Annotated in this window: 17 protein-coding genes and 3 pseudogenes; 13 read left to right on the forward strand and 7 right to left on the reverse strand. The window is 67.9% G+C overall.

The annotated features are described in order from the left end of the window. Positions 1-105 precede the first annotated feature (105 nt). Entirely contained in the window at positions 106-1,149 is a 1,044-nt protein-coding gene (locus WS78_RS08475; protein WP_059580760.1) for an asparaginase, read from the forward strand. A gap of 167 nt (positions 1,150-1,316) precedes the next feature. On the opposite strand, the gene lysM is transcribed toward WS78_RS08475, so the two are convergent. The 4 genes from lysM to gcl form a co-directional block, all read right to left on the reverse strand. Continuing rightward, entirely contained in the window at positions 1,317-1,787 is a 471-nt protein-coding gene (gene lysM, locus WS78_RS08480; RefSeq protein ID WP_038744583.1) for a peptidoglycan-binding protein LysM, read from the reverse strand. A 640-nt stretch (positions 1,788-2,427) separates the two neighbouring features. Then, a complete protein-coding gene (locus WS78_RS08490) occupies positions 2,428-3,333 on the reverse strand; it encodes a 2-hydroxy-3-oxopropionate reductase (RefSeq protein WP_059580763.1) in 906 nt (301 codons plus the stop codon). 91 nt (positions 3,334-3,424) lie between these two features. Then, positions 3,425-4,234, reverse strand: a complete 810-nt coding sequence (gene hyi / locus WS78_RS08495) for a hydroxypyruvate isomerase (protein WP_059580767.1) — start codon at positions 4,232-4,234, stop codon at positions 3,425-3,427. 119 nt (positions 4,235-4,353) lie between these two features. Then, the gene (gcl, locus tag WS78_RS08500) at positions 4,354-6,129 is read right to left on the reverse strand and encodes a glyoxylate carboligase (RefSeq protein WP_059580770.1); all 1,776 of its coding nucleotides are present in this window, start codon (positions 6,127-6,129) and stop codon (positions 4,354-4,356) included. 164 nt (positions 6,130-6,293) lie between these two features. On the opposite strand from gcl, the gene WS78_RS08505 reads away from it, so the two are divergent. Continuing rightward, positions 6,294-7,205, forward strand: coding sequence for a LysR family transcriptional regulator (locus WS78_RS08505; protein ID WP_038744577.1), 912 nt, complete (start codon positions 6,294-6,296; stop codon positions 7,203-7,205). 185 nt (positions 7,206-7,390) lie between these two features. Here the strand turns inward: WS78_RS08505 and WS78_RS08510 are convergent, their stop codons facing one another. Continuing rightward, positions 7,391-7,816, reverse strand: coding sequence for a cupredoxin domain-containing protein (locus tag WS78_RS08510; RefSeq protein WP_038744576.1), 426 nt, complete (start codon positions 7,814-7,816; stop codon positions 7,391-7,393). A gap of 10 nt (positions 7,817-7,826) precedes the next feature. Then, positions 7,827-8,747, reverse strand: a complete 921-nt coding sequence (locus WS78_RS08515) for a metallophosphoesterase family protein (protein ID WP_059580776.1) — start codon at positions 8,745-8,747, stop codon at positions 7,827-7,829. A 215-nt stretch (positions 8,748-8,962) separates the two neighbouring features. On the opposite strand from WS78_RS08515, the gene WS78_RS08520 reads away from it, so the two are divergent. From WS78_RS08520 to WS78_RS08565, 10 genes and pseudogenes are all read left to right on the forward strand, one after another. Further along, positions 8,963-9,724, forward strand: a complete 762-nt coding sequence (locus WS78_RS08520) for an RNA polymerase sigma factor (protein ID WP_059580780.1) — start codon at positions 8,963-8,965, stop codon at positions 9,722-9,724. Next, the gene (locus WS78_RS08525; RefSeq protein ID WP_038744572.1) at positions 9,714-10,616 is read left to right on the forward strand and encodes an anti-sigma factor family protein; all 903 of its coding nucleotides are present in this window, start codon (positions 9,714-9,716) and stop codon (positions 10,614-10,616) included. The genes WS78_RS08520 and WS78_RS08525 overlap by 11 nt, the downstream gene beginning before the upstream one ends. A 246-nt stretch (positions 10,617-10,862) precedes the next feature. Next, on the forward strand, positions 10,863-11,237 hold the full coding sequence (gene rpsF, locus WS78_RS08530) for a 30S ribosomal protein S6 (protein ID WP_006402295.1): 375 nt from the start codon (positions 10,863-10,865) through the stop codon (positions 11,235-11,237). A gap of 37 nt (positions 11,238-11,274) precedes the next feature. Further along, complete coding sequence (priB, locus tag WS78_RS08535; RefSeq protein ID WP_038744571.1) at positions 11,275-11,574, forward strand: primosomal replication protein N; 300 nt, start codon at positions 11,275-11,277, stop codon at positions 11,572-11,574. 2 nt (positions 11,575-11,576) lie between these two features. Then, positions 11,577-11,852, forward strand: a complete 276-nt coding sequence (rpsR, locus tag WS78_RS08540) for a 30S ribosomal protein S18 (RefSeq protein WP_004193360.1) — start codon at positions 11,577-11,579, stop codon at positions 11,850-11,852. A 27-nt stretch (positions 11,853-11,879) separates the two neighbouring features. Continuing rightward, positions 11,880-12,332 (forward strand): 50S ribosomal protein L9, encoded by a 453-nt coding sequence (gene rplI / locus WS78_RS08545; RefSeq protein WP_038744570.1) that lies wholly within the window; start codon positions 11,880-11,882, stop codon positions 12,330-12,332. A 7-nt stretch (positions 12,333-12,339) separates the two neighbouring features. Continuing rightward, a pseudogene (locus WS78_RS38180) lies at positions 12,340-12,482 on the forward strand (DNA helicase). A 9-nt stretch (positions 12,483-12,491) separates the two neighbouring features. Further along, positions 12,492-13,874, forward strand: a complete 1,383-nt coding sequence (locus tag WS78_RS08555; RefSeq protein ID WP_038744568.1) for a replicative DNA helicase — start codon at positions 12,492-12,494, stop codon at positions 13,872-13,874. A 138-nt stretch (positions 13,875-14,012) separates the two neighbouring features. Further along, positions 14,013-14,639, forward strand: coding sequence for a DUF47 domain-containing protein (locus WS78_RS08560; protein WP_038744567.1), 627 nt, complete (start codon positions 14,013-14,015; stop codon positions 14,637-14,639). Positions 14,640-14,649: 10 nt separating this feature from the next. After that, the gene (locus tag WS78_RS08565; RefSeq protein WP_038744565.1) at positions 14,650-15,660 is read left to right on the forward strand and encodes an inorganic phosphate transporter; all 1,011 of its coding nucleotides are present in this window, start codon (positions 14,650-14,652) and stop codon (positions 15,658-15,660) included. 160 nt (positions 15,661-15,820) lie between these two features. On the opposite strand, the pseudogene WS78_RS08570 reads toward WS78_RS08565, so the two are convergent. Continuing rightward, positions 15,821-15,940, reverse strand: a pseudogene (locus tag WS78_RS08570) (FAD-dependent oxidoreductase); the annotation flags it as partial. Between WS78_RS08570 and WS78_RS37515 the strand changes: the two are divergent. Continuing rightward, positions 15,935-16,176 (forward strand): annotated as a pseudogene (locus tag WS78_RS37515) (IclR family transcriptional regulator domain-containing protein); the annotation flags it as partial. The pseudogenes WS78_RS08570 and WS78_RS37515 overlap by 6 nt on opposite strands. Between the last annotated feature and the right edge of the window lie 43 nt (positions 16,177-16,219).

Genomic DNA, 16,219 nt, shown 5'->3' on the forward strand with positions numbered 1-16,219 from the left:
TCGGGCGGCGCGAGGCCGGCGCGTCCGGTTCGCGCCGCGCGTGCGCGCACTCGGGAAAACTCCGCGCTTGCCGGGCGGAGGCCGGCTGCCGTTACAATCGCGGCCATGAACGCACCGACATCTTCCAGCCCCCCCAACGTTTCGAGCGCGACGCCGCGCGCGCTGCCACGCATCGCCGTTCTCGCGACGGGCGGCACGATCGCGGGCGCCGCGCCCGACGCCGCGCAGACGGCCGGCTATCAGGCGGGCGCGCTCGGCGTCGACCGGCTCCTCGCCGCCGTGCCCGCGCTCGCGCAGATCGCGACGATCGCAGCCGAGCAGGTCGCGAGCATCGACAGCAAGGATCTGTCGCCCGCGCTGTGGACGACGCTCGTCGAGCGGATCGACGCGCTCGCCGCGAGCGACGCGATCGACGGCATCGTGATCACGCACGGCACCGACACGCTCGAAGAAACCGCCTACCTGCTGCATCTGACCGTGAAGACCGCGAAGCCCGTCGTGATGACAGCGGCGATGCGGCCCGCGACCGCGCTGTCGTCGGACGGCCCGCTCAACCTGCTGAACGCGGTGGCCGTCGCAGGCAGCGAGGCGGCGTGCGGGCAGGGCGTGCTCGTCGCGTTCAACAACCGGATACACGGCGCGCGCGACGTCGTGAAGACGAGCACCTACGCGGTCGACGCGTTCCATTCGCCGGAGCTCGGCGCGCTCGGCTGGGTGCAGGACGGCCGCATCGAATTCGCGCGGCGCGCGACGCGCCCGCATACGCTCGACTCGCGCTTCGCGATCGGCGCCGCGTGGCCGCAGGTCGACGTCGTCGCGAGCTACGCGGGCGCGTCGCGCGCGATGGTCGACGCGTGCGTTGCCGCGGGCGCGCGTGGGCTCGTCGTCGCGGGCACGGGCAACGGCTCGATCCACGCGACGCTGCAGACGGCGCTGGCCGACGCGGCGGCGAAGGGCGTTGCGATCGTGCGCGCGTCGCGCGTCGGCTCGGGGCACGTGATGCGCAACGGCGCGGCGAACGACGACGCGCTCGGCTTCGTGAGCGCGGGCTCGCTCAATCCGTACAAGGCGCGCGTGCTGTTGATGCTCGCGCTCGCGGCGGGCGTCGCCGACGTGCGCGAATTGCAGCGGGTGTTCGATACGTATTGATAGGCGGATAGGCGGGCCGGCGCGCATCTCGCGTGCGGCGCGGCGCGCGGGCCGCTTCGCGTCCGAATGCATCGCGTCGAATCGAGCCGCAGGCGGCGTCGGCGCATAAAAGAAAAGCGGACCCGTGGGTCCGCTTTTTTCACATGATGCGCCGCTGCGCGCGTCGTTCAGGACTGCGGCGGAATCACGAGCTTCTGGCCCGGATAGATCCTGTCGGGGCTCGAGAGCATCGGGCGGTTCGCCTGGAAGATCGCGTCGTTCTTCGAGCCGTCGCCGTAGTACTTCTCGGCGATCTTCCAGAGATTGTCGCCGGAGACGACGTCGTGGTACTGCACTTGCGGATCGTCCGGTTGCAGGTCGTCGTCGTTCACGCCCGCGACGCCTTGCACGTTGCCCGCCGCCACCTTGACCTTCGCCTTCGTATCGAGGTCCGCGACGCTGCCCGACAGCGTGACGGTGCGCGACGCGCCGTCGAACGCGACCGTCAGGTTCGACGTGTCGAGGCCCTGTGCGGAGATGTAGTTCTTGATCGCATCGCCGGCCGTCTGATTGGCTGCGGCCGGATCGCTCGCGGCTTGCTCGTCGCTCTTGCCGAGCAGCTTTTCACCCGCTTCCTTGATGAACGAAAGAAGACCCATCGCAACACTCCTTCAGGTGATTGAAAAAAGATGCGCCGTGAAGTCGCGAGAAGCGCGAAAGCGGTGCGGCGCTTCTCGAAAGGCGTCGCGAAAGTGTAGGCGTTCGCGTTGCAAATTGCATGAAAAATCGCTTCGGCGAACGTAAAGAAATGTAATACGTGCTGTGACGAATCCGACAGACGGACACCCGACGACGACGTCTGACCGACCAAGGCTTCCCCGTCGGCGCCGGGTGCCGCTGCGGACCCACCTGCCGCTCTCAGCCGAAAGCGGCTTTGTTTGCCTCGCCGCGTGCAACGCGCACGCGGCGAGGCGCCCCATCGACGATGCGCCGCGCGCGCATCGCGTTCGATTGCATCGAGCGTCACGCGGACGACTCGTTGTCGTGTTAAGCGACGCCGTCGCGCAGGACACGGGCGACATCGCGGCGCTGCGTTCGCTCGCGCGAACGGTGTGTTGACCGATGCCCGATTCGAGCGGCGCGCGTGCGAGCCGAACGGCGGGCATCTGCGCTTACGGCGCTCGCGCCGTCGCGCATCGGCGCTGCGCTTTTCCTCTTCGCCGATGCGCCGATGCGCCGCCGATTTGCAGCCGCTTCATCGCACCGACGCGATTCGCCGCGCCGCGCCGTCGCATTCGTTCACGCGACTTTCTTGTCGCTTTGCGGCTCGCCGATCTCGAAGTTCGACATGATCTCGAGCGCGCGCACGATCGCCGAGTGATCCCATGCGCCGCCGCCGTTGGCCGCGCATACGCTGAAGAGCTGCTGCGCGCTCGCCGTGTGCGGCAGCGCGATGTTCATCCGGCGCGCGCCGTCGAGCGCGAGATTCAGGTCCTTGCGATGCAGGTCGATGCGGAAGCCCGGCTCGAACGTGCGCTTCGTCATCCGCTCGCCGTGCAGCTCGAGAATCCGCGACGACGCGAAACCGCCCATCAGCGCGCGCCGCACGCGCTCCGGATCGGCGCCCGAGCGCGCGGCGAAGAGGAGCGCCTCGGCGACCGCCTCGAGGTTCAGCGCGACGATGATCTGATTCGCGACCTTGCAGGTCTGGCCCGCGCCGTTGTCGCCGATGAGCGAGACGTTCCTGCCCATCAGGTCGAAGAGGGGCTTCGCGCGCTCGAACGCGCGCTGCGGGCCGCCCACCATGATCGTGAGCGTCGCGTCGCGCGCGCCGACTTCTCCGCCCGACACGGGCGCGTCGAGATAGTCGCAGCCGAGCGCGTTGATCTCCTTGGCGAACTCGCGCGTGTCGAGCGGCGAGATCGAGCTCATGTCGATCACGAGCTTGCCGGCCGCGAGCCCCTTCGCGACGCCGTCGTCGGCGAACAGCGCGTTTCGCACGTCGGGCGTGTCGGGCACCATCGAGATCACGATCTCGGACGCTTGCGCGACGGCCGTCGAATTCGCTGCGACCTGCGCGTGCTCGCGCAGATCGGCGGGCACCGGATACGTGCCGTTCACGACGAGGCGGTGGCCGCCCTTGAGCAGGTTGCGCGCCATGTGCGCGCCCATGATGCCGAGGCCGATGAAGCCGATCGTTGCCATTGCGATGTCTCCCGTGAGTCCTGTGAATCGTGGATGCCTAATGTGGATGCCTAATGAGCGGATGAGCGGATGCGTTCGCGTGCGCACCGGATCACATGCCGGTGCCGGCGCGCTTCGCATCGACGCGCGCGATCTGCTGCAGCCAGCCGAGGCCCTCCGCCGTCGTCGTGCGCGGCTTGTATTCGCAGCCGACGTAGCCGTCGTAGCCGAGCGCGTCGAGCCGATCGAACAGAAACGAATAGTTGATTTCGCCCGTGCCGGGCTCGTGACGGCCCGGGTTGTCCGCGAGCTGGATGTGCGCGATCGATCCGAGATGCTTTTCGATCGTCGCCGCGAGCTCGCCCTCCATCCGCTGCATGTGATAGATGTCGTATTGCAGGAAGAGGTTGTCGGCGCCGGCCGCGCGGATCACGTCGAGCGTTTCGGCGCAGCGGTTGAGCGCGAAGCCCGGGAGGTCGTACGAATTGCAGGGCTCGACGAGCAGGCGCATGCCGGCCTTCTTCAGTTCGGTGGCGGCGAAGCGCAGGTTCTCGACGATCGTCGCGAGCGTCGCGTCGCGCTTTGCGCTCGCCGGCGCGATGCCGACGAGGCAATTGAGCTGCGGCACCTTCAGCGCGCGCGCATAGTCGATCGCGCGGCCGACGCCGTCCTGGAATTCGCCGACGCGATCGGGCAGGCACGCGATTCCGCGCTCGCCCCGATCCCAGTCGCCCGCGGGCAGGTTGTGCAGCACGAGGCGCAGGCGGTTCGCTTCGAGCCGCTCGGCAAGCTCCTCCTTTGCGTACGGATAAGGAAACAGGAACTCGACGGCGGAAAAGCCCGCGTCGGCCGCCGCCTCGAAACGGTCGAGAAACGGCACCTCGTTGAACAGCATCGTCAGATTGGCTGCGAATTTCGGCATGTTCGTGGTCTCGCTGGTCGGTCAGTTGAGCAAGTCGAATCGGTCGAGCTGAACTGATCAGCGATGCTGACCAATCCAATCGAGCAGGCATACAAGTAAAGCGGCGAGCGCGATGCGCATCAGTCGAGCAGCGAGATCGCGGTCGGCGCATGCTCGGCCTTCTCCGCGAGATCCTCGAACTCGTTGATCGCGTCGATCTCGGCGCCCATCGAAATGTTCGTCACGCGCTCGAGCATCACCTCGACGACGACGGGCACGCTGAACTCGGCCGTCAACTGCCGCGCGCGCTCGAGCGCGGGCGCGATCTCCTCGGGCTTGAACACGCGCAGCGCCTTGCAGCCGAGCCCCTCGGCCACGGCGACGTGATCGACGCCATAGCCGTTCACCTCGGGCGCGTTGATGTTGTCGAACGCGAGCTGCACGCAGTAGTCCATGTCGAACGCGCGCTGCGCCTGGCGAATGAGGCCGAGATACGAGTTGTTCACGACGACGTGCACGTACGGCAGCTTGAACTGCGCGCCGACCGCGAGCTCCTCGATCATGAACTGGAAGTCGTAGTCGCCCGACAGCGCGACGATCGGGCGCTGCGGATCGGCCGCGCGCACGCCGAGCGCGGCGGGAATCGTCCAGCCGAGCGGGCCCGCCTGGCCGCAGTTGATCCAGTTGCGCGCCTTGTACACGTGCAGGAACTGCGCGGCCGCGATCTGCGACAGCCCGATCGTGCTCACGTAGCACGTGTCGCGGCCGAACGCCTTGTTCATCTCTTCGTACACGCGCTGCGGCTTCACGGGCACGTCGTCGAAATGCGTCTTGCGCTGCAGCGTGCGCTTGCGTTGCCGGCAGTCGGCGGCCCACGCGCCGCGATCCTTCAGCTTGCCCGCGGCCTTCCATTCGCGCGCCACGTCGACGAACAGCTCGAGCGCCGCCTTCGCATCCGACACGATGCCGAGATCGGGGCCGAACACGCGGCCGATCTGCGTCGGCTCGATGTCGACGTGCACGAACTTGCGGCCCTTCGTGTAGACGTCGATGCTGCCCGTGTGGCGGTTCGCCCAGCGGTTGCCGATGCCGAGCACGAAGTCGGACGCGAGCAGCGTCGCGTTGCCGTAGCGGTGCGAGGTCTGCAGGCCGACCATGCCCGCCATCAGCGGATGGTCGTCGGCGATCGCGCCCCACGACATCAGCGTCGGGATCACCGGCACACCGAGCGTTTCCGCGAATTCGACGAGCAGATGCTCGGCCGCCGCGTTGATCACGCCGCCGCCCGACACGATGAGCGGGCGCTCGGCTTCGTCGAGCATCGCGAGCGCGGCCTCGATCTGCGCGCGCGTCGCGCGCGGCTTGTAGATGGGCAAGGGCTCGTAGGTGGCGATGTCGAACTCGATCTCGGCGAGCTGCACGTCGATCGGCAGATCGATCAGCACGGGGCCCGGGCGGCCCGAGCGCATCAGATGGAACGCCTGCTGGAACACGCGCGGCACGAGCGCCGGCTCGCGCACCGTGACCGCCCATTTCGTGACGGGCTTCGCGATCGATTCGATGTCGACCGCCTGGAAGTCTTCCTTGTAGAGCCGCGCGCGCGGCGCCTGGCCGGTGATCGCGAGGATCGGGATCGAATCGGCCGATGCGCAATAGAGGCCCGTGATCATGTCGGTGCCGGCGGGGCCCGACGTGCCGATGCACACGCCGATGTTGCCGGGGGCGGCGCGCGTGTAGCCTTCCGCCATGTGCGACGCGCCTTCGACGTGCCGCGCGAGCACGTGCCCGATCGCGCCCGAGCGGCGCAGCGCCGAATACAGCGGGTTGATCGCGGCGCCCGGCACGCCGAACGCGGTCTGCACGCCTTCCTTCTCGAGCACGAGCACGGCGGCGTCGACGGCTCTCATCCTGGCCATGAAATGTCTCCTAGTTCGATGCGAATCGCGGGTATCGCTGGTGTCGAAGACACTTTAGGGACACCGGAAAGGTTTGATAAGATTCGCTCGAGTCGCTTATTTCGAAACTAAAAGTATCGAATGCCGGGCGCGGGCGGCCGCGCGGGGCGGTGAGGAGACGGCGGATGGACCGGTTCAAGCAGATCGAGACCTTCGTGCGGGTCGCCGACGCGGGCAGCCTCGCGGCGGCCGCGCTCGAGGAAGGGGTGTCGCCCGTCGTGCTCGGGCGGCGCATCGACGCGCTCGAGAAGCGCCTCGGCGTGAAGCTGATGTACCGGTCGACGCGGCGGCTCGTCGTCAGCGAGGACGGCGCCGCGTTCCTCGAGCGTTGCCGCGGGCTCCTCACCGAATGGGCGCAGGCGGAAAACGAGATGGCGGCCGGGCGCCGCGCGGTGAGCGGGCACCTGATCGTGTCGGCGCCCGCTGCGTTCGGGCGCAAGCACGTCGCGCCGCTCGCGCCCGGGTTCATCGCGGACAAGCCCGACTTGCAGATGTCGTTCAATCTGACCGATCGCGTCGTCGATCTCGTGCGCGAGGGCTACGACCTGTCGATCCGGATCGGCGGCGCGGTCGATCCGAACTTCGTCGCGGTGAAGCTCGCGTCGAACCGGCGCGTCGTGTGCGGGACGCCCGAGTACCTGCGCCGGCACGGCCGGCCGAAAACGCTCGACGATCTCGCGGGCCACAACTGTCTCGCGTTCAATCTGCAGGGCGGGCAGAACCGCGGCTGGTACTTCCGGCGCAACGGCAAGCTCGTGACGATGCGCGTGTCGGGCGCGCTCGACTGCAACGACGGCGAGCTGCTGCACCGCTGGGTGTCGGAAGGGCTCGGGCTCGGCTGGCGCTCGACGTGGGAGATCGCGCAGCAGCTCGCGCGCGGCGAGCTCGAAACGGTGCTCGACGAATTCGCGCTGCCCGACTACGACATCCTCGCCGTCTATCCGCAGCAACGCTACGTGCCGGCGCGGGTCCGCTATTTCATCGACTATCTGCGCGCCGCGTATGCGCGACCCGGGTACTGGGAAGGCGCCGTCTGAGCGCCGCGGCGCCGCGCGCGTTCTTTCGCGCGCGGCGCCAGTCCGCCAGTCCGCCAGTCCGCCAGTCCGCCAGTCCGCCAGTCCGCCAGTCCGCCAGTTCGCCAGTCCGCCAGTCCGCCAGTCCGCCAGTCCGCCAGTCCGCCAGTCCGCCAGTCCGCCGGCCGATCAATCGGCCAACCTTCGCGCTACCCGACGACGAGCACGCCGTTCATCGTCTCGTGCCCGGAGCCGCAGAAGATGTCGCACAGGAACTGGACCGTGCCCGGGCCGCCCGCCTGCGCGGCAAGATGCACGACCGCGCCCGGCGGCACGTCCGCACGCACGCCGTATTGCGGAATCGAGAAGCCCATCACGGTGTCCTGCGCGGTCAGCTCGAACACGACCGATTCGTGCGGCGCAAGCGCGATCCGGTCCGGCGTGAACACGAAGCGCCGCGCGTGAACCTTGATCACGCGCGGCTCGGCGGCGCGCAAGCGCGACGCGTCGACGCCCGCGAGCGCGGCAAGCGCCGCGCCGCCCGCGGCGACGAGCCAGCGGCGGCGCGCCGCGACCGGCGCCGTTGCCCGTGCCCGGCCGCGAAGCGCACGCGGATCGAAGAAAAAATGGCGCATCGCAGTCTCCTCAGACGGTCGGTTGCGGTTGTTGCGCGACGACGGGCATTTCGGTCAGCACGGGCGTGTGCGTCGCGTCGCCGACGCGCACTTCGCGCCAGCCGAGCCCGCGATACGGCGCGGCGGCATCCCACGGCACCGGCAGGCGCTTGTCCTGCGAGCCGGCCGCGGGCAGCGGGAACATCAGCGAGCGCGCCGCGTGGTGCGCGATGTGGCCCGTCATCGCGTGATGCTCCTGATGGATGTGCCCGTAGAACACGGTGACGTTCGGATAGGGCATCAGCACGTCGACGACCTTCGCGCCGTCGCGCGTCGCCCAGTCCCATTGCGGCGCGAGGTCGAAGAGCGGCCGGTGCGTGAACACGACGATGCGCGCGTCTTTCGGCTGCCGCGCGAGATCCTGCGCGAGCCATTCGATCTGCGCGTCGCCGACGCGGCCGGCGGGGTCCGACACGTTGTCGACGACGACGAAATGCACGCCCTTGTGATCGAACGCGTAATGCGTGTCGCCGAAGATCTCGCGGTACGCGGCGCCGCCGTCGAGGCTCGCGTCGTGCTCGCCCGGCATCAGGTGGAGCGGTTTCACCTTGAGCTGCGCGACGATCGCTTGGAACTGCCGCATCCGCTCGCGGCGCTCGGCTGGGTCGTCGGTCGTGTGAGTGAGGTCGCCCGTGAACATCACGAAGTCGGGCGCGACGGGCAGCGCGTTGACGGCTTCGATCGCCTTCGGCAGCGTGCCGCGCGCGTCCGGGTTGATCGCGGGGCCGGTGAAGCCCCAGTGCGCATCGGAGAGCTGGACGAAGAAGAAATCGGCGCCGGCGTTCGCGGCGAGGCTCCAGCCGGGCAGCGCGGACGCGAACGCGACGCCGCCTCCGCAGGCGGCGAGGCGCAGGAAATCGCGCCGCTTCAGGGACAGGGTGGGATTCGGCATGGCGGCTCCTTCGCAGATGAGGGTGTGGTGCATGCGATACCGCGGCCGCGCCACGAATATTCCCGGATTATTTTTCGTCTCCGGGCGCGAATCGCGGGAATAAACTGGATCGGTGGGCGGTAACGATGCTAGAGCCGCGTGCGTGCCGTCGTCGTCGGCGGCGTGCGCCGGACGCGAGCGGCCGGCGGGCGGGCCGCGCATCCCGGGGAGGCGACGTGGGTCAATTCGGCCGGATGGTCGACGAGCGCGATGCGAGCGACAAGCGCGACGCGGGCGACGCGGACGATGTGGGCGACGCGGCGGCGCGTAGCGAGCGGTTTCGCGCGCTCGCGCTGCCGCATCTGGACGCCGCGTACAACCTCGCGCGCTGGCTGTGCGGCAACGCGAGCGACGCGGAGGACGTCGTGCAGGAGGCGTGCATGCGCGCGTTGCGCTTTCTCGATTCGTGCCGCGGCGACAACGCGCGGCCGTGGCTGCTGATGATCGTGCGCCACGCCTGGTACACCGAATGGCGGCGGCGGGTGAACGCGCACGAAGTCGCCGCGCTCGACGGGCTCGACGCCGCCGGTTCGCCGGACGATTGGCATCCCGCGGCCGAAGATCCGCTCGCGCTCCTCGTGCGCAGCGAGGACGCGCACCGCGTGAACGCCGCGCTCGCGAAACTGCCGCCCGAGTATCGCGAGGTGCTCGTGCTGCGCGAAATGGAGGATCTGAGCTATCGCGAGATCGCGGCGATCGCGGACGTGCCGATCGGCACCGTGATGTCGCGGCTCGCGCGGGCGCGGCGGCGGCTGGCGGCGACGCTCGGCGGCGGCGCGCGCGGCGATGCGTCCGCGCCGCGCGCGGTCGGCGCGCAGGCGCGCCCGGGCGATCGCGCGGCGAATGGCGAGGGTAATGGCGAGGGTAATGGCGAGGGTAATGGCGAGGGCGGTGCGCCGACGTCCGGAACGGCATCGGAGGCCATCGATGGACTGTAACGAAACGCGTGCGCTGCTCGGCGCGGACGTCGATCGCGAGCTTTGCGCATCCGATGCGTGGCGGCTCGAGCAGCACGTGGGCGGCTGCGGGGCGTGCCGTCTCGAGCGCGATCGGCTCGTCGCGCTTCGCCGGATCGTGCGGCAGGCGCAATATCATCGCGCGTCGGACGCGCTGCGCGAGCGCATCGTCGCGGGATTGCCGATGGCGCAGGCGCCCGTTGCACGCGCGCCGGCAGCGGAGGCGCCTGTCGCGGACCTGCCGACGCCCGGCGGCAGCCCGCGCGGCCCGGGCGCGCATCGCTGGTTCGCGCGACCGGGCCCGCACGGCATGCCCGCCGGCCCGGCGATCGGCCGGCCGCGGCCGCGCGCCGCGACGCTGCCCGGCCTCGGCTGGGGCGTCGCATTGGCGATCGCGCTTGCCGCGGCGGCCGGCCTCGCGCTCGACGCGCGTCGCGCGGCGACGGAGCGCACCGTCGACGAAATCGTCGCGAGCCACGTGCGGGCCGGCCTGTCGTCGCGGGACATCGACGTGATCTCGACTGACCGCCATACGGTCAAGCCGTGGTTCAACGGCCGCCTCGACTACGCGCCGCCCGTCGTCGACCTGAGCGCGAGCGGTTTCGCGCTCGCGGGCGGCCGGCTCGACTATGTCGGGCAGCGCCGCGTCGCGGTGCTCGTCTACCGCTACCGGCAGCACGTGATCGACGTCTACGTGCGGCCGTCGGGCGAGGGCGGGGCGGCGCCGTACGCGACCGAGTCGCAGGGTTACGCGCTCGACCGCTGGAACGCGGCCGGCATGACGTGGTGGGCGGTGAGCGACGCGGAGCCGTCCGCGCTCGCGGCGTTCAGGATGGCGCTGAGCGCGCGCGTCGCCGCGCCGCGAACCGAGTGACGGCGCCTGAGGAGATGCGACCCCATCACCGCGACGGCTGCTCCCGCACCGGCCGTTGCGTCGGCGCATCGACGCTGTGCGCGCGCCGAGCCGCTTGGCCGCTCAAGTCGTTGAAAACACGGCCGAATCGCGCGGCGGCGCATGCATGAACCTTGCATGCGACCCATATCCGGGTTAAACTCTCCGGCTTCTCACTTGCCACACCGGTTCAGACGCCCGGGTGGCTTCTATCCACAAGGAGTGTGTATGCGTCATTACGAAATCGTCTTCATCGTGCACCCCGATCAGAGCGAGCAAGTGCCCGCGATGATCGAGCGTTACAAGACCACGATCACGTCGCACGGCGGTCAGATCCACCGCGTCGAAGACTGGGGCCGCCGCCAACTGGCCTACATGATCGAGAAACTCGCGAAGGCTCACTACGTCTGCATGAACATCGAGTGCGACCAGACGACGCTCGACGAACTCGAACACGCGTTCAAGTTCAACGACGCCGTGCTGCGCCACCTCATCGTCAAGATGAAGAAGGCCGAAACCGGCCCGTCGCCGATGATGAAGGAAGTTCAGCGCGAAGAAGCCAAGAAGGCGGCTGCCGCTCAGCCGACCGAAGCGCAGGCTTAACGCATCAAGCCATCAGGGAAAGGAGCGCGGCGCTTTCGTGAACAGGCTGCAATTGACGGCGAGCGTCGTCGAGCGTGAACCGGTGCGGTACACCCCCGCCGGCGTTCCGATCGCAAGCGCCACGTTGCAGCATCGCGCCGAAGTCGTCGAAGCAGGCATCGCCCGGCAGGTCGAATTGACGATCCCGGCCGTGGCGGCAGGCGAGGCGAGCGGCAAGCTGGAAGGCTGCGAGATGGGCGTCGAGACGCTCTTCACCGGCTTCCTGGCGAAGAAGAGCCGCAACGCGAGAACCCTGGTGTTTCACATCACAGCATTGCAGGACATTGGAAAGGACTGAACATGGCCCGCCCCACTGGTAAGAAATTCGACAAGCGTCGTCAGCAGCAAAACCCGCTCTTCAAGCGTAAGAAGTTCTGCCGCTTCACGGCAGCCGGCGTCGAGCAGATCGACTACAAGGACACGGAAACGCTGAAGGACTTCATCGGCGAGAACGGCAAGATCACGCCGGCGCGCCTGACGGGCACGAAGGCCCACTATCAGCGCCAGCTCGACACGGCGATCAAGCGCGCGCGTTTCCTCGCGCTGCTGCCGTACACCGATCAGCACAAGGCGTAATCAGGCGACGCAATAAGGAGAATTCGAATGCAAATCATTCTGTTGGAAAAAGTCGCCAATCTGGGCAACCTCGGCGATATCGTCAAGGTCAAGGACGGTTACGCTCGCAACTTCCTGATCCCGAACCGCAAGGCGCGCCGCGCGACGAAGGACGCGATCGCTGAATTCGAAGTCCGCCGCGCGGAACTCGAAAAGGTCGCCGCCGAGAAGCTGGCCGCCGCGCAAGCGGTCGGCGAAAAGCTGGGCGGTCAGTCGTTCCAGATCACGCAGAAGTCGGGCGTCGACGGCCGTCTGTTCGGCTCGGTGACGAACGGCGACGTCGCCGAACTGCTGAAGAAGGCAGGCTACGACGTCGAGAAGGCGCAAGTGCGCATGCCGGAAGGCCCGCTGAAGATGATCGGCGAGCACGGCGTGCAAGTCGCGCTGCACACCGACGTCGTCGTCGACGTCACGATCAACGTGATCGGCGACCACGCGTAAGCACGACATGCAGTCTATGCGGGCGGCGCACGTCGCCCGACATGAAGGGCAGGGGCCCGGGCAACCGGTTCCTGCCTTTTTTCGTTTCTCGGCGTCTGTTTCTCGGCGTCTTCGACGCCGGCTGGCGAAGCCGCGCCCATTTCGCGATAATCCGAAGCCATGAATGCGCCGAAAGACCCCCAAATCGAATCGCTGAAAGTCCCGCCTCACTCGATCGAGGCCGAGCAGTCCGTGCTGGGCGGCCTGCTGCTCGACAACGGCGCCTGGGACCGGATCGCCGACTTCCTGTCGCAGGGCGATTTCTACCGGTACGACCACCGCATCATCTTCGAGCACATCGGCCGGCTCATCGCGGCGACGCGCCCGGCCGACGTCGTCACCGTCTACGAGGCGCTCACGACGTCGGGCAAGGCGGAGGACGTGGGCGGGCTCGCGTACCTGAACGCGCTCGCGCAGAACACGCCGAGCGCCGCGAACATCCGCCGCTACGCCGAAATCGTCCGCGATCGCGCGGTGCTGCGCCGGCTCGTGTCGGTCGCCGACGAAATCTCGGCCGACGCGTTCAATCCGCAGGGCAAGGAAGTCCGCCAGCTGCTCGACGAGGCCGAATCGAAGGTGTTCTCGATCGCCGAGGACGGCGCGCGCGGCACGCAGGGCTTCCTCGAGATCGGGCCGCTTCTCACGCAGGTCGTCGAGCGGATCGACACCCTTTATCACACGGCGAATCCGAGCGACGTGACGGGCACGCCGACGGGCTTCGTCGATCTGGACCGGATGACGTCCGGCATGCACGGCGGCGAGCTGATCATCGTCGCCGGCCGCCCGTCGATGGGTAAGACGGCGTTTTCGATGAACATCGGCGAATACGTCGCCGTCGAGTACGGTTTGCCCGTCGCGGTGTTCTCGATGGAAATGCCGGGCACGCAGCTCGTGATGCGGATGCTCGGCTCGGTCGGCCGGCTCGACCAGCACCGGATGCGGACCGGGCGCCTGACCGACGAGGATTGGCCGAAGCTCACGCACGCGGTGCAGAAGATGAGCGAGGCGCAGCTCTTCATCGACGAGTCGGGCGGCCTGAATCCGATGGAGCTGCGCTCGCGCGCGCGGCGTCTCGCGCGCCAGTGCGGCAAGCTCGGGCTCATCATCGTCGACTACCTGCAGCTGATGACGGGCTCGTCGCAGGGCGAGAACCGCGCGACCGAAATCTCGGAAATCTCCCGTTCGCTGAAGAGCCTCGCGAAAGAGCTCGACGTGCCGGTGATCGCGCTGTCGCAGCTCAATCGCGGCCTCGAGCAGCGGCCGAACAAGCGGCCGGTGATGTCGGACTTGCGGGAATCGGGCGCAATCGAGCAGGACGCGGACGTGATCCTGTTCATCTACCGCGACGAAGTGTACAACCCGGACAGCCCCGACAAGGGCACCGCCGAGATCATCATCGGTAAGCAGCGTAACGGCCCGATCGGCCCTGTTCGGCTCACGTTCCTGGGTCAATACACGAAATTCGACAATTTTGCAGGGGCGCAAAACTTCTACGGCGAGTAGCGCCGGATGTAAACCCCTATTTCGCAAAACGTTGTATCTCGTCGCCGCCGTCGCATTCGGGCGCTTGGCTGGCAACTGTTAAACAGTACAATGTCGCCGGTTTTTGTGACCGCCGTTTGACCATTTTTCAGGAATCCCATGTTCGGTCGATTCATGCCCACCGAGGGCAAGTTCTTCGAAATCTTCAACGCGCACGCGAATTACATCGTCTCTGGCGGACGCGAGCTCGAACTTCTGATCGACAATCTCGCGGACGCCGAGATTCACAAGCAGAACGTGCAATCGGCCGAGAAGGCGGCCGACAAGCTGACGCACGAAGCGATCGATCTGCTGCACAAGACGTTCATCACGCCGCTCGACCGCGACGAAATCCACAAGCTGATCACGACGATGGACGACATCCTCGACCTGATGGAGGACGTCGCGACCGCCGTGTCGCTGTACGACGTGCGCTCGGTCACGTCGGAGGCGAGCCAGCTCGCGCACATCGTCACGCAGTCGGCGCAGCACGTGCAGGCGGCCGTCGCGCTGCTGTCGGACATGAAGCAATCGAACCAGATCCTGAAGGCGTGCGAGGAGATCGACCGCTGGGAGTCGGAGGCGGACCGCGTGCTGCGCGCGGCGATGTCGAAGCTCTTCCGCGAGGAGGACGATGTCAAGACGCTCATCAAGCTGAAGGCGATCTACGAGCTGCTCGAGGAGATCACCGACAAGTGCGAGGATGTCGCGAACATCATCGAAGGCATCGTGCTGGAAAACGCCTGAGCGGACCACGATGCATTCGATACAACTCGCCTTGTGGGCCGTCGCGGCGCTCGTGCTCGTCGCACTCGTGTTCGATTTCATGAACGGCTTCCACGACGCCGCGAACTCGATCGCGACCGTCGTGTCGACCGGGGTGCTCAAGCCCCAGCAGGCCGTGGTGTTCGCGGCGGCATTCAACGTCATCGCGTATTTCATCTTTCATCTGAAGGTCGCGCAGACCGTCGGCAAGGGCACGATCGACGCGAGCATCGTCGATCACTACGTCGTGTTCGGCGCGCTCTTCGGCGCGATCGGCTGGAACGTCATTACGTGGTACTACGGGATTCCGTCGAGCTCGTCGCACGCGCTGATCGGCGGGCTCGTCGGCGCCGCGGTGTCGAAGTCGGGCTGGGGATCGCTCAACGTCGACGGGCTGATGAAAACCGTCGCGTTCATCTTCATCTCGCCGCTCTTGGGCTTCCTCCTCGGCTCGCTGTTCATGCTCGGCGTGTCGTGGCTGTACTTCAGGACCGCGCCGAGCAAGGTCGACCGGCGCTTCAGGCGGCTGCAGCTGTTGTCCGCGAGCCTCTACAGCCTCGGCCACGGCGGCAACGACGCGCAGAAGACGATCGGCATCATCTGGATGCTGCTGATCGCGTCCGGCTACGCATCGGTCGCGGCCGATGCGCCGCCCGTGTGGGTGATCGGCGCGTGCTACCTGTCGATGGGCCTCGGCACGCTGTTCGGCGGCTGGCGGATCGTCCGCACGATGGGCCAGAAGATCACGAAGCTCAAGCCGGTCGGCGGCTTCTGCGCGGAGACGGGCGGCGCGGTGACGCTGTTCGTCGCGTCGTGGATGGGCATTCCGGTATCGACCACGCACACGATCACGGGCGCGATCGTCGGCGTCGGCGCGACGCGCAAGCTGTCGGCCGTGCGCTGGGGCGTCGCCGGCAACATCGTATGGGCGTGGGTGCTGACCATTCCCGCGTCGGCGCTGATCGCGGCGGCCGGGTGGTGGATCGGGCACCGCGTGTTCTGACGTCCTGACCCCGCCGGCCGCGCGGATTGTCGACGAAATTCGCCGAGCTTCGTCGAGATTTCCCGAGATTCGCCGAGAACGACAATGCGCCGCATGCCGGAAGGCTGCGGCGCATTGTCTTTGGCGCGCGTTTCGCGAGCGGGCCGCGCGATCGACGCCGTTACGACAGCGCATCGAGCAGCGCGTACCGCGCGACGCCCGCGCTGATGTACAGGCGCTGCAGCGCATGCAGCGGAATCGGCCTGACGGGCGTCGCGGCGAACGGCAGCGCGCGCTGAGCGCGTTGCCCGAGGGCGGCGCGCATGCGCTGCTCGAGGCGAGCGCGCGCGGTCGCGCACACGCAATACACGATCACCGACGTGGGCGCGATCGCGGCGCCCGTGCTCGACGGCGAGCGGCGGCCGGTCGCGTCGGTGCACATCGTCGCGCCGCTCGACGCTCGCCGACGCCGAACAGCGGCTCGCGCCCGCGGTGATCGACTGCGCGCGGGGGATTTCGAATTCGATTCGGACGCTCGCATGGGCGGGCGGGCGCGGCCGCCCGGTTGGCCAGGAGCGGC

It is taken from the genome of Burkholderia savannae (assembly GCF_001524445.2).
GTDB lineage: Bacteria > Pseudomonadota > Gammaproteobacteria > Burkholderiales > Burkholderiaceae > Burkholderia > Burkholderia savannae.